At 68.0% G+C, this 18,973-nt stretch carries 17 protein-coding genes; 11 read left to right on the forward strand and 6 right to left on the reverse strand.

The window, feature by feature from the left end; translation table 11 throughout:
• The first annotated feature begins 136 nt into the window (after window positions 1-136).
• Both V5F89_RS06485 and V5F89_RS06490 read left to right on the forward strand, forming a co-directional pair.
• Window positions 137-1,276, forward strand: coding sequence for an acyl-CoA dehydrogenase (locus V5F89_RS06485; RefSeq protein WP_338447426.1), 1,140 nt, complete (start codon window positions 137-139; stop codon window positions 1,274-1,276).
• Window positions 1,277-1,388: 112 nt separating this feature from the next.
• Window positions 1,389-2,186, forward strand: coding sequence for an SDR family oxidoreductase (locus V5F89_RS06490; protein WP_338447427.1), 798 nt, complete (start codon window positions 1,389-1,391; stop codon window positions 2,184-2,186).
• 946 nt (window positions 2,187-3,132) lie between these two features.
• Here the strand turns inward: V5F89_RS06490 and V5F89_RS06495 are convergent.
• Together V5F89_RS06495 and V5F89_RS06500 are read right to left on the reverse strand one after the other, a co-directional pair.
• Window positions 3,133-4,503: a glutamate--cysteine ligase gene (locus V5F89_RS06495; RefSeq protein WP_338447428.1), complete on the reverse strand. Its 1,371-nt coding sequence runs from the start codon at window positions 4,501-4,503 to the stop codon at window positions 3,133-3,135.
• 49 nt (window positions 4,504-4,552) lie between these two features.
• Window positions 4,553-5,314 carry a 16S rRNA (uracil(1498)-N(3))-methyltransferase gene (locus V5F89_RS06500; protein WP_338447429.1) on the reverse strand — a complete coding sequence of 254 codons (762 nt, stop codon included), beginning with the start codon at window positions 5,312-5,314 and terminating at the stop codon, window positions 4,553-4,555.
• Window positions 5,315-5,425: 111 nt separating this feature from the next.
• On the opposite strand from V5F89_RS06500, the gene ubiA reads away from it, so the two are divergent.
• A complete protein-coding gene (gene ubiA, locus V5F89_RS06505; protein ID WP_338447430.1) occupies window positions 5,426-6,328 on the forward strand; it encodes a 4-hydroxybenzoate octaprenyltransferase in 903 nt (300 codons plus the stop codon).
• Window positions 6,329-6,349: 21 nt separating this feature from the next.
• On the opposite strand, the gene V5F89_RS06510 is transcribed toward ubiA, so the two are convergent.
• On the reverse strand, window positions 6,350-6,721 hold the full coding sequence (locus V5F89_RS06510; RefSeq protein ID WP_338447431.1) for a VOC family protein: 372 nt from the start codon (window positions 6,719-6,721) through the stop codon (window positions 6,350-6,352).
• A gap of 116 nt (window positions 6,722-6,837) precedes the next feature.
• Here V5F89_RS06510 and soxR point away from each other — a divergent pair, with 116 nt between their 5' ends.
• Window positions 6,838-7,308: a redox-sensitive transcriptional activator SoxR gene (gene soxR, locus V5F89_RS06515; protein ID WP_338447432.1), complete on the forward strand. Its 471-nt coding sequence runs from the start codon at window positions 6,838-6,840 to the stop codon at window positions 7,306-7,308.
• Here soxR and V5F89_RS06520 read toward each other — a convergent pair.
• Complete coding sequence (locus tag V5F89_RS06520; RefSeq protein WP_338447433.1) at window positions 7,305-8,174, reverse strand: oxygenase MpaB family protein; 870 nt, start codon at window positions 8,172-8,174, stop codon at window positions 7,305-7,307. The two genes, soxR and V5F89_RS06520, sit on opposite strands and share 4 nt — an antisense overlap.
• Window positions 8,175-8,274: 100 nt before the next feature.
• On the opposite strand from V5F89_RS06520, the gene cobS reads away from it, so the two are divergent.
• Together cobS and V5F89_RS06530 are read left to right on the forward strand one after the other, a co-directional pair.
• Window positions 8,275-9,267: a cobaltochelatase subunit CobS gene (gene cobS, locus V5F89_RS06525; RefSeq protein WP_338447434.1), complete on the forward strand. Its 993-nt coding sequence runs from the start codon at window positions 8,275-8,277 to the stop codon at window positions 9,265-9,267.
• Between the two features lie 48 nt (window positions 9,268-9,315).
• Window positions 9,316-11,520 carry a transglycosylase domain-containing protein gene (locus V5F89_RS06530; RefSeq protein ID WP_338447435.1) on the forward strand — a complete coding sequence of 735 codons (2,205 nt, stop codon included), beginning with the start codon at window positions 9,316-9,318 and terminating at the stop codon, window positions 11,518-11,520.
• 62 nt (window positions 11,521-11,582) lie between these two features.
• Here V5F89_RS06530 and purB read toward each other — a convergent pair whose 3' ends face one another.
• Entirely contained in the window at window positions 11,583-12,893 is a 1,311-nt protein-coding gene (gene purB / locus V5F89_RS06535; RefSeq protein ID WP_338447436.1) for an adenylosuccinate lyase, read from the reverse strand.
• 120 nt (window positions 12,894-13,013) lie between these two features.
• On the opposite strand from purB, the gene V5F89_RS06540 reads away from it, so the two are divergent.
• From V5F89_RS06540 to V5F89_RS06560, 5 genes are all read left to right on the forward strand, one after another.
• Window positions 13,014-15,812, forward strand: a complete 2,799-nt coding sequence (locus V5F89_RS06540; RefSeq protein WP_338447437.1) for a DUF3857 domain-containing protein — start codon at window positions 13,014-13,016, stop codon at window positions 15,810-15,812.
• 49 nt (window positions 15,813-15,861) lie between these two features.
• Complete coding sequence (locus V5F89_RS06545) at window positions 15,862-16,188, forward strand: metalloregulator ArsR/SmtB family transcription factor (RefSeq protein ID WP_338447438.1); 327 nt, start codon at window positions 15,862-15,864, stop codon at window positions 16,186-16,188.
• Entirely contained in the window at window positions 16,185-16,595 is a 411-nt protein-coding gene (locus V5F89_RS06550; RefSeq protein WP_338447439.1) for an SRPBCC domain-containing protein, read from the forward strand. The genes V5F89_RS06545 and V5F89_RS06550 overlap by 4 nt, the downstream gene beginning before the upstream one ends.
• A complete protein-coding gene (locus V5F89_RS06555) occupies window positions 16,595-16,792 on the forward strand; it encodes a hypothetical protein (protein ID WP_338447440.1) in 198 nt (65 codons plus the stop codon). The genes V5F89_RS06550 and V5F89_RS06555 overlap by 1 nt, the downstream gene beginning before the upstream one ends.
• A gap of 216 nt (window positions 16,793-17,008) precedes the next feature.
• Window positions 17,009-18,232 (forward strand): mechanosensitive ion channel family protein, encoded by a 1,224-nt coding sequence (locus tag V5F89_RS06560; protein ID WP_338447441.1) that lies wholly within the window; start codon window positions 17,009-17,011, stop codon window positions 18,230-18,232.
• 18 nt (window positions 18,233-18,250) lie between these two features.
• On the opposite strand, the gene radC is transcribed toward V5F89_RS06560, so the two are convergent.
• Window positions 18,251-18,961 carry a RadC family protein gene (gene radC / locus V5F89_RS06565; protein WP_338447531.1) on the reverse strand — a complete coding sequence of 237 codons (711 nt, stop codon included), beginning with the start codon at window positions 18,959-18,961 and terminating at the stop codon, window positions 18,251-18,253.
• Between the last annotated feature and the right edge of the window lie 12 nt (window positions 18,962-18,973).

An 18,973-nucleotide genomic window follows, 5' to 3' on the forward strand; every position in this document is an offset into this window, starting at 1 on the left:
ATCTCCCCTCCCGCTTGCGGGAGGGGCCGGGGGTGGGCCTCGGCCGACAAGCCCACCCCGCTGCGACTAGGACTTGCTGCGCAAGCGCAAGTCTCGCTCCCCTCCCGCAGGCGGGAGGGGGGCTAGGGAGAAAGAAATGCCGCTCTATCACGACGACGATCAGGCGATGCTTGCCGATACCGCGAGCCAGTTCATGGCCGAGGAAGGCGCGATCGCCAAACAGCTGCGCCACTGGCGCGACCGCGAGTGCAAGGACGGCTTCGGCCATGCGCTGTGGAAACAGATGGCCGAAATGGGCTTCACCGGCATTCTGGTGCCCGAGGCCGACGGCGGGCTCGGCATGGGCCATGTCGAGGCCGGCATCGTGCTGGAGGAGATCGGCCGCAATCTCACGCCCTCGCCGTTCCTGACCAGTTCGGTGGTCGCCGCCACCGCGCTCGGCCAGGCAAACGACGATCTGCGCGGTCGCTGGCTGCCCGGCCTGATCGCGGGCGACAGCGTGTTCGCCGTGGCGATCGACGAAGGCGCGAAGCACCGGCCAGAACGCATTGCCACCCGGGCGGAGAAGTCGGGCAACGGCTTCAAGCTCTCCGGGCGCAAGGATTTCGTCGTCCAGGGCGCGAGCGCGGACATGATCGTTGTCGCCGCGCGCACTTCGGGCACCGAGGATGACGCCGACGGCGTGACTCTGTTCGCGGTGCCCAAGGACGCGGCCGGGCTGGATCACAATGCGGTGCGGCTGGTCGACAGCTCGATGGCGAGCCATCTGACGCTCGACGGGGTCGAGCTGGACGGCGATGCCGTGATCGGCGAAGTCGACGGCGGGCGCGAGATTCTCAACCGGATGCTCGACGCCGGCCGGGTCGGCGCCGCTGCCGAAGGCGTGGGCGTGGCGCGCGGGGCGATGGATATGACGGTCGATTACCTCAAGCAGCGCAAGCAGTTCGGCAAGCTGATCGGCGAGTTCCAGGCGCTCCAGCATCGCGCCGCCCATCTCTATTCCGAAGTCGAGATCGCCCGCGCCGCGACGATCAAGGCGCAGCAGCTTCTCGACGCGGGGGCGGAGAACGCTTCGCTGATGGCCTCGGTCGCCAAGGCCAAGGTCGGCAAGGCCGCAGGGCTGGCGGTGAAGGAAGGCGTGCAGATGCACGGCGGCATCGGCATGACCGACGAATACGACATCGGCCTCTACATGAAGCGCGACCGCGCCCTGGCGGAATTCATGGGCGACGTTCACTACCACGCCGGCCGCGTGGCGGAGCTTTCGGGCTACTAGGACGTGTCGTCACCCCGGCCACCGAGCCGGGGTCCCGCTTTCTTCCCGCGGCGGGCAAAAAAAACGAGCGGGATCCCGGATCAAGTCCGGGATGACGGTGGAAGGAATGGCAATGACCCTCGAAGACCTGTTCAGCCTCGAAGGACGCATCGCGCTGGTGACCGGCGGCAGCCGCGGGATCGGGCGCATGATCGTCGAAGGGTTCCTCGCCGCCGGAATCGACAAAGTCTATATCACCGCGCGCAAGGGCGGCGAACTGCACGAAACGGCGGAGGAACTGGGCGAGAAAGTCGTGCCGATTCAGGGCGACATCTCGACGATGGCCGGCATCGAGGAACTCGTGGCGGAGATTTCGGGGCGCGAAAGCCGGCTCGATATCCTCGTCAACAATGCCGGCGCGGCCTGGGGCGCCGACTATGCCGAGTTCCCCGAAAGCGGGTGGGACAAGGTGATGGACCTCAACGTCAAGACCCCGTTCTTCCTCACCCAGAAGCTCCACCCCCTGCTGACCGCGGCGGCGAGCGCCGAACGGCCGGCCAAAGTGATCAACATCACCTCGATCGACGGGCAGCGGGTGAACCCGTGGGAGACTTATTCCTATCAGGCGAGCAAGGCCGCGCTGATCCATCTGACGCGGCGGATGGCCGCGCGGCTGGTGAAGGATCACGTCTACGTCACCAGCCTCGCGCCGGGGGCCTTCCCTTCCAGGATGAACCGCGCCGCGCGCGATCACGAGGAGCAATCGGCCGCCGGCATCCCCAGCAGGCGCGTGGGGGACAAGTTCGATATGGGCGGAACCGCGGTCTACCTGGCCAGCCGCGCGGGCGACTATACGATCGGCGAAACGCTCACCGTCGACGGCGGCATCGTCAACGCGCACCTGCCCAGCCACTTCGCACAGCCGGACTGAGGCCATTCCGCAAGGCGGCCCCCTCCGAGCCCCTGCGAAGGCAGGGGCCTCAGGCCGCTGGCGCTGCGTCTGATACCTCCCCGAGCCCCAGCGTAGGCTGGGGCCTCAGGCCGCTGGCGTGTCGCCTGCTAGCACGAGACCCCAGCCTGCGCTGGGGATCGGAGAGGGGGGAAACGGAGGGGAGAGAGGAAGGGGAGAGAAACGGAGGGGGAGAAGCGGAAAAACACCCACCCACACCCCACCATCCGCTGGCGAGTGCGGACCTTACGCCGGAGCATACAGGCAAGCGGACGGAATCGGCCGGTGCCGCCTGGGCATCACAGGATTGCCACCTGGGCGTCACAGGGTTGCCTTGGTAACATCGTTGCGAACGGCGAAAGGGGTTACGGCAACCTTCCGCTCGGCCCTTAAGGGCTGCGAGGCGAGATACGGCCAGGGCTCGCCGGCACCGTATCCGTCGGGGGGTGTCCCTTGGCTCTGCGGCGTTGAGGCCCACCGCAGGGCGGGAAGGGACAGGTCCCCCGAAAACTCCTCGCAAACCGGCTAAGGGGGCTTTCTCTAAAAGGTCACTAGCCCCCCGAGGCACCGGCCGTCTGGACGAAGCGGCCTGCGTGACGCGTACACGCTCCGCCCCCGTCGCTGTGTGCCAGAGTGTGCTGGCTGGGCTCCTATAACCCAATGGGTTACAATTGTCAAGCTACTTTTGCCATATTCCCGAGTCCCTTTCCGAGTCCCAGCGCAGGCTGGGACCTCGTGCTATCGGGCGGAGCGCCAGCGGCCTGAGGCCCCAGCCTGCGCTGGGGCTCGGAAGGGTATTGGACATAGCGCCTGTGGCCTGAGGTCCCAGCCTGCGTGGGTGCGCGGAGGGTTATCGGGCGACACGCCAGCGGCCTGAGGCCCCAGCCTGCGCTGGGGCTCGGGAGTTTTGGTGTCGTATCGGGGGCGGCTAGAAACTCTGCTCGTAAACCCGCGTCACGTCGCCTGCCCATTCGCCGTGGTAGAGGTCGAGCAGGCGTTGCGCGGGGACTTTGCCGCTGGCGACGATTTCGTCGAGCGTTTCGAGGAAGCCGGTTTCGTTGTCGCCCCCGGTGTTGAACCGGGCGCGCGCGGCGAGGCCGGCGCGTGCGATGGCGAGCACTTCGCGGCCCAGTTCGCGCAAGGTTCCGCCGCCGGGCACGGGCGCGTCGAGCGCCAGTTTCGGCACCGCGCCGCGCAGCGCCTCGCGCTCTTCCGTCGTCCAGCCTTTCACCAGGTCCCACGCGGCATCGAGCGCGGTCTGGTCGTAGAGCAGGCCGACCCAGAAGGCGGGCAGGGCGCAGATCCGGTTCCACGGCCCGCCGTCGGCGCCGCGCATTTCGAGGAAGCTCTTGAGCCGCACCTCGGGGAAGGCGGTGGACAGGTGATCCCACCAGTCGCCCTCGCGCGGTTTTTCCCCCGGCAGCGCGGGCAGCCGGCCGTCGAGGAAATCGCGGAAGCTCTGCCCCGCGGCGTCGATATATTTCCCGTCGCGGAAGACGAAATACATCGGCACGTCGAGCATGTAATCGACCCACCGTTCGTAGCCGAAGCCGTCCTCGAACACGAACGGCAACATGCCGGTGCGGTGCGGGTCGGTGTCCGACCAGATATGGCTGCGATAGCTGAGAAAACCGTTGGGCTTGCCTTCGGTAAAGGGCGAATTGGCGAACAGCGCGGTGGCGAGCGGCTGGAGCGCCAGGCCGACGCGGAACTTCTTCGCCATGTCCGCCTCGCTGCCGTAGTCGAGATTGACCTGGATCGTGCAGGTGCGCAGCATCATGTCGAGCCCGAGGTTGCCGACGCGCGGCATGTGCCGGATCATGATGTCGTAGCGCCCCTTGGGCATGACCGGCAGCTCTTCGCGAGTCTTGTCGGGCCACATGCCCAGGCCGAGAAAGCCGACCCCGCAGCATTCGCCGATCGCCTTGACCTGTTCGAGGTGGCGCCCCGTCTCGTTGCAGGTTTCGTGCAGGTTTTCGAGCGGCGCGCCCGACAGTTCGAGCTGGCCCGCCGGTTCCAGGCTGACCGTGCCGTCCGCCCCGCGCATGGCGATGACCTTGCCGCCTTCCTCGACCGGTTCCCAGCCGAACTGCTTCAGGTTGAGCAGCAGATCGCGGATGCCGCAGCTCTCGTCGTAGCTGGGGGCGTGGAAATCCTCGCGCTTGTAAACGAGCTTCTCGTGCTCGGTCCCGATGCGCCAGGCATCCCTGGGTTTCTCCCCCCGCTGCATCGGCGCGACCAGCTGGTCGCGGCTCTCGATGATCGGGTCCTCGGCGGCGGCAGCCTCGCGTGTGCTCATTCGGGAGGGGGTAGGAAACCGCACCTTTCGTGGGAAGGAAATTATTCTTCTACGAATTTTTCTGCGCTTGCCAGTCGCCGCAAGTCGCCATCCATACGGCGGTGGCGGCAATGGCGGCGGTTTCCGCGCGCAGGATGCGCGGCCCCAGCGCGATCGGGCGGGCGGCGGGAAGGGCGCGGACCGCCTCGCGCTCGGCATCGTCGAACCCGCCTTCCGGCCCCACCAGCAGCGCGGCCGGGCCGGGATGGCCGGCGAACGCCTGCGGGGCCGGGGTGCCGCCCAGCTCGTCGGCGAAGAACAGCGTGCGGCCCGCCGGCCAGTCGCGGAGCAGGCGGTCGAGGTCGGTCGCGGGGGCGAGTTCGGGCAGCGCGGTGCGCCCGCACTGCTCTGCGGCTTCGACCATGCGTTTGCGCAGGCGCTCTTCGTTGACCTTGCGCACGACCGAGCGGCGCATGGCGACCGGCACGAACCGGCGCACTCCCAGCTCGCAGGCCTTTTCCGCGATCAGCGCGAAGTTGTCGCGCTGGATCGGGGAGGCACAGAGCCACAAGTCGGGCACGTCCTCGCGCGGGGCGAGGCGCTCTTCGACGATGACCGTGCAGGCGCGCGCGCCGCCGGGGCCGAGCCGGGCGAGGTATTCGCCGGTCCGGTCGTCGAACAGCCGCACCGGATCGCCTTCGCCGCGGCGCATCACCGCGACGAGATAGCGCGCCTGGCCCGGATCGAGCGCGACGGTCGCCCCCGGCCCGATCTCGCCGTCGATATAGAGGCGAGGGGTCGAGCGGGGCGGCCAGGCGGGGGTGGCGGGCATGGAGTCCTCGTGCGTGCGTCGTACGAATTGACGGCCTAGCCGAGCGCGGCGGGCGATCAAGTGCGCGATCGCGGCTTTCGCCGACCGCGCCGGCTGGCTAGGGCAGACAGGATGAGCGACAGCATCGTCCCCGACAGCGAACATCGCGGCCTCGTGGCGCGACTGCCGCAGGTCCCGCGCGACCTGGCGCAGCTTGCGCGGTTCGACCGGCCGATCGGCTGGTGGCTGCTGTTCTGGCCCTGCGCCTGGGGCGTGTGGCTGGCGGGCGCGGGCGGGCAATGGGCGCTGCTCGCCTGGCTGCTGCTGGGCAGCGTGGCGATGCGCGGGGCGGGCTGCGTCTACAACGACATCGTCGACGCCGATCTGGATCGCAAGGTGGCGCGCACCGCGGTGCGGCCGGTCGCGAGCGGGCGGATATCGAAGCGGCTGGCCTGGGCCTGGCTGCTGGCGCTGTGCGCGGTGGGCCTTGTGGTCCTGCTCCAGCTCCGCTGGCAGGCGCAGCTGGTCGCGCTGGCGAGCCTGGCGATGGTTGCCGCCTATCCGTACATGAAGCGGATCACCTGGTGGCCGCAGGCCTGGCTGGGGCTGGTGTTCAGCTGGGGCGCGCCGGTCGGCTGGATCGCGCTGCGCGGCGACAACCTCGACGCGCTGGCCGCGCTCTACGCCGGGTGCGTGTTGTGGGTGATCGGCTACGACACGATCTACGCCTTGCAGGATCGGGAGGACGACGCGCTGGTCGGCATCCGCTCCTCCGCCCTGCGGCTGGGCGCGCGAGTGAAGCCGGGCGTGGCGCTGTTCTATGCCGGCGCGGTGGCGCTGTGGGCGCTCGCCTTCTGGCTGCTGCGCGCCGACTGGGTGGCGCTGCTGGCGCTGATCCCGGCGGCCGCGCACCTCGCCTGGCAAGTGGCGACGCTCGACCCGGCGGACCCGGCCAACCCGCTCGACCGCTTCCGGGCGAACCGCTGGACCGGGGCGCTGGTCGCCGCCGCCTGCTTCGTGGTGGGCAATGCCTGAAGGGCGCCGCCGCGGAGGTGGTCAGCCGTAGCTGACCACCTCGAACTCGATCCCGTCCCAGTCGAGGAAATAGAACCGGCGCCCGGGTTCGTAGTCGGCGTGCGAGAACGGCTTCAGCCCGGCCTCGATCACGATCTGCTCCGCCGCGTCGAGATCGTCGACCAGCAGGCCGACATGGTTGAGCGGCACGCCCTTGGCATAGCCGCCGCCGGCCTCCGGGTTGGTATAGAGCGCGAGATAGGTCGTCTCGCTGCCGACGTGGATCGTCTCGCCGCCGGCCATCGCCGGGCCGCGCCAGCGTTCGTGCCAGCCCAGCAGCTTCTCGAACAGCGCGGCGCTGCGATCCGGGTCGGTGACGGTGAGGTTGGCGTGTTCGATCTGGCCCTTGGGCATATGTGCACTCCTTTGCGGTTCCGGCGGCGCTGCGCCGCCTTTTGCGAATCGGTGCGAAGGACAATGCAACTTCAACTTAACTTGAGGTCAAGAACGAAATGCGCTAGGGGCGAATCATGCGTGCGAACGACCTGCTTCCCATCGGCGTGCTGGCGCGCCGCACCGGCCTTTCCCCTTCGGCGATTCGTTTTTACGAGGACAAGGGGCTGGTCACCGCTCACCGCACCGGCGGCAATCAGCGCCGCTTCCTGCGGTCGGACATTCGCCGGCTGAGCTTTATCCTGATCGCGCAGAAACTGGGCCTGACGCTGGAGGAGATTTCCGAACAGCTCGCCCGTCTGCCCGACAAGCGCACGCCGACCAGTTTCGACTGGTGGAAGATCAGCGAGGCGATCCGCGACCGGCTCGACCGGCGGATCGCGCAGCTGGAGGCGATGCGCGACAACCTCGACGGGTGCATCGGCTGCGGGTGCCTGAGCCTCAAACATTGCAAGCTCTACAACCCCGAAGACCGGGCTGCCGAAGCCGGCCCCGGCCCGCGGGTTCTGCGCCGGCTGGAGCAGGACGCGGCGCAGGCCGGCGGCTAGGGCGAGTCGGTTTTCACCCGGTGGCGCGGCCCTTGGCGGAAGGCCCAGCGCAGCGTCGTCCCCATGCCCCAGGCCGCGGCGCGGGCGGGCAGGGCGGCGAGGCCGGGCCGCTCCAGCCCCAGCATGGAGCGCGCGAAGGGCGGCAGCAGCGTGACCGCCTCCGCCGCCAGCGTGGCCTGGAGCGCGGCCGGCGCCGCTTCCGGCCGCTGGGTGAGGACGAAGCGCGCCACCTCGCGCGCCTCCGCCGATCCGCGCAAGTCGGCGCGCAACTCGCGGAAAATCGCCTCCGCCTCGCGCTGGTTTTCGGGCACCGGGTCGGCCCCCAGCGCGCGGGCGATCACGGCGAACTGGCGATAGTATTCGTCGCGCGCGGCGTGCGGCAGGCCGGGGCGGACATAGCGCAGATAGGCGGCGAGGAAGCTGGTCGCCTCCGCGACATGAACCCACGCCAGCGTGCGCGGGTCGCGCGCGGAATAGGGCGTCCCGTCGGGCAGGGTTCCGCCGACCTGCCGGTGGATGCGGTTGACCCGATCGATCGCCGCGCGCGCATCGTCGCGATGGCCGAACGTCGTCACCGCGATGAAGCGCGCGGTGCGCCGCAGCCGCCCGTGCATGTCGTGGCGAAAATCCGAATGGTCGAGCACGCCCTGGAGCGCGTGGGGATGGAGCATTTGCAGCAGCAGGCCCCGAATGCCGCCGACCATCATCCCGACGATGTCGGCATGGACCAGCCGGATCGGCGTGTCGCGCGCAAACAGCGCCTCTTCCGACGGCGGCACCGGCTGCTGGCCGTCCTCATTGAACACCGCGCGCACGCGCCGGACCAGCTCTGCGCGCAGGCGCTCCGAGGGAGGGCGGTCGGGCATAGGACTCCTATAGCCTTGTGTGGCGACAATGAAATCTCCGCGAAATCTCCGCGCGTGGCGCTTGCAGCGGCCCGGCCGCGCGTATAGTCACCCGCGCGAGATGAACGACATGACCGACAAGAGCTTCGATCAGGCGAGTAAGACCGTAATCGCCGCGCCCGACACCGAAGTCGACGTGCGCGAGACATTCGGGATCGACATCGACTGGAAAGTGCCCGCGTTTTCGAAACCCGATGAGCGCACGCCCGATCTGGACGATGCCTACGTGTTCGAACCGCAGACCACGATGGCGATCCTGGCCGGATTCGCCCACAACCGCCGGGTGATGGTCCAAGGCTATCACGGCACGGGCAAGTCGACCCACATCGAACAGGTCGCGGCGCGGCTCAACTGGCCCTGCATCCGCATCAACCTCGACGCGCATATCAGCCGGATCGATCTGGTCGGGCGCGACGCGATCGTTCTGCGCGACGGATTGCAGGTGACCGAATTTCGCGAAGGCTTGCTGCCCTGGGCGCTGCAGCACCCGGTGGCGCTGGTGTTCGACGAATACGACGCGGGCCGGCCCGACGTGATGTTCGTGATCCAGCGCGTGCTGGAACAGGCGGGCAAGCTGACCCTGCTCGATCAGAACCGCGTGATCCGCCCCGATCCCAATTTCCGCCTGTTCGCCACCGCCAACACCGTGGGGCTGGGCGACACCAGCGGCCTCTATCACGGCACGCAGGCGATCAACCAGGGGCAGATGGACCGCTGGAACATCGTCGTCGGTCTCAACTATCTGCCGGCGGAGACCGAGCAGGAAATCGTCGCCGCGAAGAATCCCGACACCGACCCGAAGACGATCGCCGACATGATCAAGGTCGCCGACCTGACCCGGCAGGGCTTCATCAGCGGCGACATCTCGACCGTGATGAGCCCGCGCACGGTTATCACCTGGGCGGAAAACGCCGCCATCTTCAAGGACGTCGGCTTCGCTTTCCGCCTCAGCTTCCTCAACAAGTGCGACGAGGCCGAACGGATGCTGGTGGCCGAATACTACCAGCGCGTCTTTGGCGAGGAACTGCCGGAGAGCGTGGTATCCGCCGCGTGACGGGTTGATGCGGTCCGTGGCTGTGTTATGTAATTAATACAGCTTTCGATGAACCGGATTTTTCCCTGGCCCTCGCGCAAGCGGCGCACCGGCGGCGACGAGCCGGACGGGCCGGGATTCTACGCTTTGCAGGATGCGCCCGGCGGCGTTTGGACCGATGCGGACGCCGCCCCCGATCGCGCGCGCGCCGGGGCGATGGGGCGCTCTTCCGGCGCCGGGGGCGATCCCTGGGCCGAACGGCTCGAACAGCTCGACCGCTATATGGAGGACGAGCCGAAGCGCGAGCGCAAGCGCCGGCGCCGGCGCTGGATCGTGCGGGGCGTGGCGGGCGTTTTGTTCGCTTTCATCCTGCTGATCGGCTGGCTGGCGGTGACTGCGCCGCTTTCGCGCTCGCTCGAACCGATCGCCCCGCCGCAGCTGACCCTGCTGGCGTCGGACGGCACGCCGATCGCGCGCAACGGGGCGGTGGTGGACGAGCCGGTGCGTGTCGCCGACCTTCCGCCGCATGTGATCGAACCGTTTCTGGCGATCGAGGACCGGCGGTTCTACAGCCACTGGGGGATCGACCCGCGCGGGATTGCGCGCGCGCTGTGGTCGAACGCGACCGGCGGGCCGACCCAGGGCGGCAGCACGATCACCCAGCAGCTCGCCAAATTCACGTTTCTTACCCCCGAACAGAGCCTGACGCGCAAGGCGCGCGAGGCGCTGATCGCCTTCTGGCTGGAAGCCTGGCTGACCAAGGACGAGATCCTCGAACGCTATCTTTCCAACGCCTATTTCGGCGACAACACTTATGGTCTGCGCGCGGCCTCGCTCCACTATTTCTACCGCCACCCGGAAAACCTGAAGCCGGAGCAGGCAGCGATGCTCGCCGGTCTGCTCCAGGCCCCGTCGCGCCTTGCCCCGACGCGCAATTTCGACCTCGCCGAACAGCGCATGTGGCTGGTTGTCGCGGCGATGGTCGATGCGGGATACCTGACTCCGGAAGAGGCCGCCCGGCTGCCGACCCCGCGGCTGGACGTGCGCACGCGCAACGAATTGCCCACCGGCACCTATTTCGCCGACTGGGCGCTGCCCGAAGCGCGCAAGCTGGTCGGCGGCGGCTATTCGGAGCAGACGATCGCCACCACGCTCGATTCGCGCCTGCAGGGGATCGCCCGCGACGTGGTCGCGCGCGCGCCGCTGGGCACGGCGCAAGTGGCGCTGGTGGCGATGCGGCCCAATGGCGAGGTCGTGGCGATGATCGGCGGGCGCGACTATGCCAAGTCGCCGTTCAACCGCGCGACCCAGGCGCGGCGCCAGCCGGGGTCGACTTTCAAGCTGTTCGTCTATCTCGCCGCGCTGGAGGCAGGGATGGACCCGGACGACCCGGTCGACAACCGCGCCATCGAGACCGGCACCTATCGCCCGCGCAATGCCGGCGGCGCCTATTCGCAGAGCCTGACGCTGGAACAGGCCTTCGCCCGGTCGAGCAATGTCGCCGCGGTGCGCGTGTTCGAGCAGGTGGGGGACCAGGCGGTGATCGACATGGCCCGCCGCCTGGGCGTCACCTCGCCGCTGGCCGAAGGAGACCCGAGCCTGGCGCTCGGCACTTCGACCATGACCCTGATGGAACTGACCGCCGCCTATGCCGGGATTGCGGCGAACGAATTTCCCGTGCGGCCGCACGCGTTCGTGGAGCAGCCCCCGGGCTGGTTCGACTGGCTGTGGAGCGGCAAGGAGCGCCTTTCGCGCGGGCGGCACGCGGCGATCGAGCGCCTGCTGCGCAGCGCGATCAACCGCGGCACCGGGCGCGCGGCGATGCTGCGTGCCCCGAACTTCGGCAAGACCGGGACGACGCAGGACAATCGCGACGCGCTGTTCGTCGGTTATGCCGGCGACCTGGTGGTCGGGGTGTGGATCGGCAACGACGACAACTCGCCGCTCGCGGGGATCAGCGGGGGCGGGCTGCCCGCGCGCATCTGGCGCGATTTCATGCGCCGGGCGCTGGGCGAGGCGCGCGCTCCGGCCCGCCCGCGCCCGACGCCGAGCCCCGATCCAAGCGGCCCTGTCCAGCCGCAGGACGTGCCGCAGATCGGCGATATCCCGCTGGACGAGGGCGGTTCGCGGCTGCGCGTGCACGATAGCGGCGTGATCATTTCGACCGACGTCAACGGGGTTCCGGTCGATGTCCGGCTGGACCGGGACGGGGTCGCGCTGGAGCCGGGCGCTACGCCGCGCGATCCCCCGGCGGACGACACCGCGCCGCGCTAGTCATCCGGCGTCGAAGTCCGCCCCCCACTCCCGTCATGCTGAAACGCGTTCAGGGTGACGAGTCAGCCGAAGACGCGTTCGAACACCCGGTCCACCTGGCGGAAGTGGTAATCGAGGTCGAACTTCTCCTCCAGCTCGCTCTCGCTCAGCGCGGCGGTGACATCGCCGTCCTGCTTCAGCAGGTCGAGCAGCGCCAGCTTGCCGTCGGATTCCCAGACTTTCATCGCGTTGCGCTGGACGATCGCATAGGCGTCCTCGCGACTGACCCCGGCCTGGGTGAGCGCCAGCAGCACGCGCTGCGAATGGACCAGGCCGCCCATGCGGTCGAGGTTCTTCTGCATCCGTTCGGGATAGACCACCAGCTTGTCGATCACCCCGGTCAGCCGCGCGAGCGCGAAGTCGAGCGTGATCGTCGCGTCGGGGCCGATGAAGCGCTCGACCGAGGAGTGGCTGATGTCGCGCTCGTGCCAGAGGGCGACGTTTTCCAGCGCGGGCAGGGCATAGGCGCGGATCATGCGCGCCTGGCCGGTGAGATTCTCGGTCAGGATCGGGTTGCGCTTGTGCGGCATGGCGCTGCTCCCCTTCTGCCCGGGGGAGAAGTATTCTTCCGCCTCCAGCACTTCGGTCCGCTGAAGGTGACGGATCTCGACGGCGACGCGCTCGATCGATCCGGCGATCACGGCCAGTGTGGCGAAGAACATCGCGTGCCGGTCGCGCGGGATGACCTGGGTGGAAATCGGCTCGATCGCCAGCCCGAGCCGTTCGGCCACATGTTCCTCGACCGCCGGATCGACATTGGCGAACGTGCCCACCGCACCCGAAATCGCGCAAGTCGCGATCTCCTCGCGCGCGGCGACCAGGCGTTTGCGGCAGCGGGAAAACTCGGCATAGGCCTGCGCCAGCTTGAGGCCGAAAGTGACCGGCTCGGCATGGATGCCGTGGCTGCGGCCGATGGTCGGGGTATACTTGTGCTCCTCCGCGCGGCGGCGGATCGCGGCGAGCAGAAGGTCGAGATCTTCCAGCAGGATGTCCGACGCGCGGGCAAGTTGCACCGCCAGGGTCGTGTCGAGCACGTCCGAACTGGTCATGCCCTGGTGCATGAAGCGCGCCTCGTCGCCCACCTGCTCCGCGACCCAGGTGAGGAAAGCGATCACGTCGTGCTTGGTCACCGCCTCGATCGCGTCGATCGCGGGCACGTCGATCTTCGGATCGGTCGCCCACCAGTCCCACAGGGCCTTCGCCGCGCTTTTCGGCACGACGCCCAGCTCGCCCAGCTTTTCGGTCGCGTGGGCTTCGATCTCGAACCAGATGCGATAGCGCGCCTCCGGCTCCCAGATCGCGGACATCGGGGGGCGGGCGTAACGGGGGACCATGGCAAACTCCGGGGCGGGAAAACGGGTGTCGCCGCGCGGCTATAGGGGGGAAGGCTGATTGGCAACCCGCCAGATTGGCGGTAGGGTGCATGGCTCCGATACTGCATCGCTGGGGGGCATATGCATCGTTTGGGCCGTCTTATCGCCGGGGGAATCGCAGCGACCGCATTCGCTGCGCCTGCCTGGGCGGGAGAGGAAATCCTCTATCAACCCGAACCCGAATGGGTCGACGTGGCCGAGCTTCCGCCGGCCGACAGCCATCCGGGCAAGCCGATGCGGCTGGTCGAATCGCAGGTTCTGCTGGACGGCGGGACGGTCTGGGAATTCACCGACCTCGCTCTCGCGCTCGAAACCCCGGAAATGCTCAGCCAACTGGGCACGGTTTCGGCGAACTGGCTGCCCGACAAGGGTGACCTGATCGTTCACCGGATCGAGCTGGTGCGCGACGGCGAAACGCTCGACGTCCTGGGCGATGGCGCCCGGTTCGAAGTGCTCCGGCGCGAACGGCAGTTGGAACAGCGCATCCTCGACGGCGGGCTGACGGCAACGCTGGCCGTGCCGGGTCTTCGGGTCGGCGACACCGTGCGCGTCGCCTATTCGGTGACCCGCCGCGATCAGGCGCTCGACAACGAAATGGAATGGAGTTCGGCGATCCTTGCCGAACCGCTGCCGGTGGCGGCCGGACGGATCGTCCTGTCGTGGCCGACCGGCCAGCCGGTGAGGCACCGGGTCTTGCGCGCGGACGATGCCGCGAAGGTGGTGCAGGAGGGCGGAATGACTCGCCTGACGATCGACATGCCCCTGGCCGAGCCGCCCGAGATGCCGGACGACGCACCGATGCGTTTTCGGATGCCGCCGTCCGTGCAGGTCGGCACTTTCGACAGCTGGGAAGCCGTCTCGGCCACGATGGCCCCCTATTTCCGCACCGAAGGGACGATAGCGCCGGACGGCGATATCGCGCGCGAGGTGGAGGAGATCCGCGCGGCCACGGCCGACCCGCTCGCCCGCGCGGCGCTGGCGGTGCAACTGGTGCAGGACGAGATCGGCTATCTCATGAACGGCCTCGACGGAGGGAACTACCTGCCGCAATCGCCGGCCGAAACCTGGCAGCACCGCTACGGCGACTGCAAGGCCAAGTCGCTCCTGCTTCTCGCCATGCTGCGCGAGCTGGGTATCGAGGCCGAAGCGGTGCTGGTCAGCACGACGATAGGCGACGCCGTGCCCGGGTTGCTGCCGCTGCCGGGCAATTTCAATCACATGATCGTGCGCGCCGACATCGGTGGGCAATCCTACTGGCTCGACGGGACGAGTTTCGGCACGCGCCTGCAGACGATCGGAGCGGTCCCGCGTTTCGGCCATGCCCTGCCGCTGCGCGAGGAAGGCGCGGCTTTGCAGCCCATCGCCGCGCGGCCCCTGCCGGTGCCCGATCGCACGGTTCGCCTTACGGTCGACCAGAGTGCCGGCCTGGCCGTGCCCGCGCTGTTCGATTTCGAGCTGACGGTGACGGGCCCCAACGCCTCGCCTTTCCGTATGCTGACGCAGCTGGAGGATGGGGAGCAGCGTGACGAGGCGATCCAGGCGACGGTGACTTCGGTGATCGGCGAGCACCGACAGATCGAAAAATCGATCGCCTACGACGACGAGACAGGCACCGCCACGATCGCGGTCGAAGGGCTGATGACGACGCCCTGGAAAATGCGCGACGGCCGCTATCGCCTGGAAATGCCCTATCTGCCGGCAGCGAGCTTCAGCTTCGAGAACGACCGGGCGCGGGCCGAGTGGCGCGATCTGCCGGTGACCGTGAACGGGCCCCTGTTCTGGCGCGGCGAGGTCGAGTGGTTGCTGCCCGACGGCGGCGAAGGTTTCGCGGTTCGCGGGGAGCCCACCTTCGAACGCGAGATCGGCGGCAACCTGATCCGCTCCTCGGGCGGGCTCGAGAGCGGGCGCGTCGCGATAGTGCAGGACGTCAAGAGCATCGCGTGGGAGATTCCCGCCAGCGAGCTGGCCGCGGTCAAGCGCGAAACGATCCGCATGAAACGCCGCTTGCCGACGATCGTCGCGCCTGCCGAGGTGCGCCGCGCCTGGGACTATCGGGGCAGCGACCGGCGTATGCTGGCCGAACTCGAGAAAGCCTATGCCCTGCTGATCGAGCGCGAGAAGGAAGACAAGGCGGGCGCCTATACCAACCGGGCGGCGTTCCGCGCCGGTATCGGCGACTGGGAGGCGGCGCTGGCCGATCTCGACATTGCTCTCGAACGCGAACCTGCCGCCTGGACCTATCGCTCGCGCGCGGCGGCGAAGCGGCAGTTGGGGGACCTGGAAGGCGCGCTTGCCGACCTCCAGGCCGCCGAAGCGCTCGATCCGGCCAACCCCGATCACTACAGCCAGATCGAGATACTCGGACAGCTCGGGCGCGGGGACGAAGCGATTGCCCTGGCGGAAGAAAGCGCGCTGGTGGCGAACGATCCCGACTGGGGCGACATCCAGCTCGCCTATGCCGAAGGATGGGCGGGGCAGACGCAGGACGGCCTCGATCGCCTTACCGATCTGGCCGATCTCGCCTCACCGGGATCGGAAGCGTTCAATGCCCTGTGCTGGTACGCCGGCATCTGGAACCTCGCCACGCGCGACACGCTGCCGGTCTGCCTGAAAGCGGTGGAACAGTCCGCCGGCGGGGTCGGCGCGCTCGACAGCCGGGCGCTGGTGCTGTTTCGCCTTGGCGAGGCCCGACAGGCCTTGACCGACCTCGACAAAGTGCTGACCGCTTCCCCGGGCGAGCATGCCTCGCGCTATTTGCGCGGGATCGTGCGACTGGAGCTGGGCGACGCCGCGGGGCGGGAGGATATTGCCCTGGCACTCTCGGCGGAACCTGCGCTCGAGGCGATCTATCGCGCCTATGGGCTGGCTCCGCCGAACTAGCGCGACCGGGCGCTTGACCAATTCATAACTGTTTGGTTATGAATAAGCCATGTCTCCCGATGCTTCGGATCTGCTGTTCAGGGCCCTTTCGGACCGCAGCCGGCGGGCGCTGTTCGAGCGCCTCTGCCGCAACGGGGAACTGACCGTCGGCGGGCTGACCGACGGTTCGGGCATTTCGCAACCCGCGGTCTCCAGGCATCTCGCGATTCTGAAGGATAGCGGGCTGGTCGATGCCCGCCGGGCGGGCCGGGCGACCTATTATCGCGCGCGCGCCGACCGGCTCTCGACGCTCGACGACTGGACACGGGCCATGCGCGAAACCTGGCACGCGCGGTTCGACGCGCTCGACGATCTTCTGGGAAGGATGGACAATTGACCGCCAACGACACCCGAACCCGAACGCTGACGATGGAACGCGAGTTCGCCCATCCGCCCGAGCGCGTCTGGCGCGCGCTGACCCAGAGCGAGCTGCTGGCCGAATGGATCATGCCGAACGACTTTCGCGCCGAGGTCGGCGCGCGGTTTTCGATGGACGCCGAATGGGGCAGAGTGGAAGGCGAGGTCCTGGCCGTCGAGCCGCAGCGCAGGTTGCGCTACACCTGGAACGGGTCGGGCCTGCAAAGCCAGGTCGAATGGACGCTGGAGCCGACCGGCGCCGGCACGCGATTGCTGCTCGAGCAGACCGGTTTCCGGCCCGAGGATCGGCAGGCCTATTACGGCGCCCGCGCGGGTTGGCCGCGGTTCCTCAAGACACTCGAAACGCTTCTGGAAAGGATCGATTGATGCGCGCAACGATCAGACAATGGCACCGCTGGATATCGATGGCCTTCGTCGCCACCGTAGCCGCGATTTTCCTGCTCCAGGCGGTCATGGTCCCGCCCGAATGGGTGTACTACACCCCGCTGCCGTTCCTCTTCGCGCTGATCCTTTCGGGCATGTACATGTGGTTCCGCCCTGCCCGGGGAGCGGGAGCCAAATGACCGGTTCCGGCCGGTCCGCGTGAAGGCGCAAGTGCGCGAGGCGATCGCTCGCAATCGCGCCAGGGCGGGAGGCTCAGCATCCTCCCGCTATCCGGTTCCGCTTCATTTGACAGCGGCTCCGGCGACGTCCACCTAGGCCCCGCATCACCGATCGAGAACATGGGTTCGCGGCGAATGGCCGGGGACCGTTTGCGGGACCGAGCGCAACGAGACGTCATGATCGAGCTTCCGACTTTCGAGGACATCGGCCTTGCCGGCCTGGCCCCCGCCGCCGAAGCGGCGATCGGGCTGTGCATTCTGGCGGCGATTGCCTGGCTGGGCAATTTCGTTGCCAAGAAAATCATTCTGCGCGTCCTGATCGCGCGGGTTCTGCCGAAGGATCGGCCGAACCCGGGCAAGATGGCGGCATATCTCGCCAATATCGTGCCAACGGTGATCGTCGCATACGGGGTCCACGCAGTGCCCCATCTCCCGCTGCCCGTGGCGTCGGTGATCGCCAACGTTGCCAACGGGGTGACCATCCTGGTCATAGCGATGGCGATCAGCGCCGGGCTGAGCTTCATCAACGCGCTCTATCAACGCAAGCCGCAGAGCGCGAGCCGGCCGATCAAGGGCTATATCCAGGTGCTCAAGATCGTCGTCTATTCGGGCGCCGCGATCCTGATCGTCGCGGTTCTGATAGAACAGTCGCCGCTGATATTGCTGTCCGGCCTCGGCGCGATGGCGGCGGTCGTCCTGCTGGTGTTCAAGGACACGATCCTCTCGCTGGTCGCCTCGGTCCAGCTCACATCGAACGACCTGCTGCGCGTGGGCGACTGGATCGAGATGCCGCAGGCCGGGGCGGACGGCGACGTGATCGATATCGCGCTGCACACGGTGAAAGTGCAGAATTTCGACAAGACGATCGTTTCCATCCCCACGCACCGGCTGATTTCCGAAAGCTACCGCAACTGGCGCGGCATGTCCGAATCGGGCGGGCGGCGGATCAAGCGGCCGATCTTCATCGACCAGAACGCGATCGGCTTCCTCGGCGAAGAGGAAATCGCCCGTCTGCGACGCTTCGCGCTGATCGCCGATTACCTTGCGGACAAGCAGCGCGAGATCGACACATGGAACGCGGAGCTGGGGGAGGCGGGGCGCGAGGCGGTCAATGCCCGCCGGGTGACCAACGTGGGCACGTTCCGCGCCTATGTCCTCGCCTATCTGCGCGCGCATCCGCGGATATCGCCGGCGATGACGCTGATGGTGCGCCAGCTCGAGCCGGGGCCGCAGGGGCTGCCGCTCGAAATCTATTGCTTTACCGACACGACCGCGTGGCTCGAATACGAACGGATCCAGTCCGACATCTTCGATCATCTGCTGGCGATCCTGCCCGAGTTCGGCTTGCGGATCTTCCAGCAGCCCAGCGGCCTCGATTTCCGGGAGCTGACCGCCAGGTAGGGCAGCGGCCCGCGATCGTCAGATCAGCCCTTTGGCCCGCAGGCTCGCGTGCCCTTCGCGTCCCACGATCACATGGTCGTGGACGACGATCCCCAACAGGCGCCCGGCTTCGGCGATACGCCGGGTGATCTGGATGTCGGCCGTGCTCGGTTCGGGGTTTCCGCTCGGGTGGTTGTGGACCAGGATCAGCGCGCTCGCGCCGACTTCCAGCGCGCGCTTGACCACCTCGCGCGGGTGAATCGCTGCCTCGTCGATCGAGCCGTCGCCGACATGGTGGTCGAGGATCAGGCGGTTGCGCGTGTCGAGGTAGAGCACGCGGACCCGCTCCACGGTCAGATGCGCCATGTCGATGGTGAGATAATCGAGCAGCGCCTGCCACGATCCGAGCACCGGCTTGCCCTGCACTTCGCTGCGCGCCATGCGCCGGGCGGCGAGTGCGGCGGCCTTGAGCATTGCCGTGCCCGTCTCGCCCATGCCCTTCACTTGCGTGAGCGCCGCGGGATCGGCGTTGAGCACGGCAGGCAGCGTGCCGAACCGGTCGAGCAAGGCCTTGGCCAGCGGCTTGGTGTCGCCGCGCGGGTTGCCGGCGAACAGCAGGTATTCCAGCACTTCGTAATCCGCCAGCGCCTCGGCCCCGCCGGCCAGCAGCCGCCGGCGCAGCCGCGCGCGGTGGCCGGTGCCCGCATGGGGCGGCGCGGACTTCGCCGGTTTCTCCCCCTCCTGCGGCAACCATTCCCCCTT

Origin of the sequence: Pelagerythrobacter marensis (genome assembly GCF_036700095.1) — a bacterium.
Taxonomy (GTDB): domain Bacteria; phylum Pseudomonadota; class Alphaproteobacteria; order Sphingomonadales; family Sphingomonadaceae; genus Pelagerythrobacter; species Pelagerythrobacter marensis_A.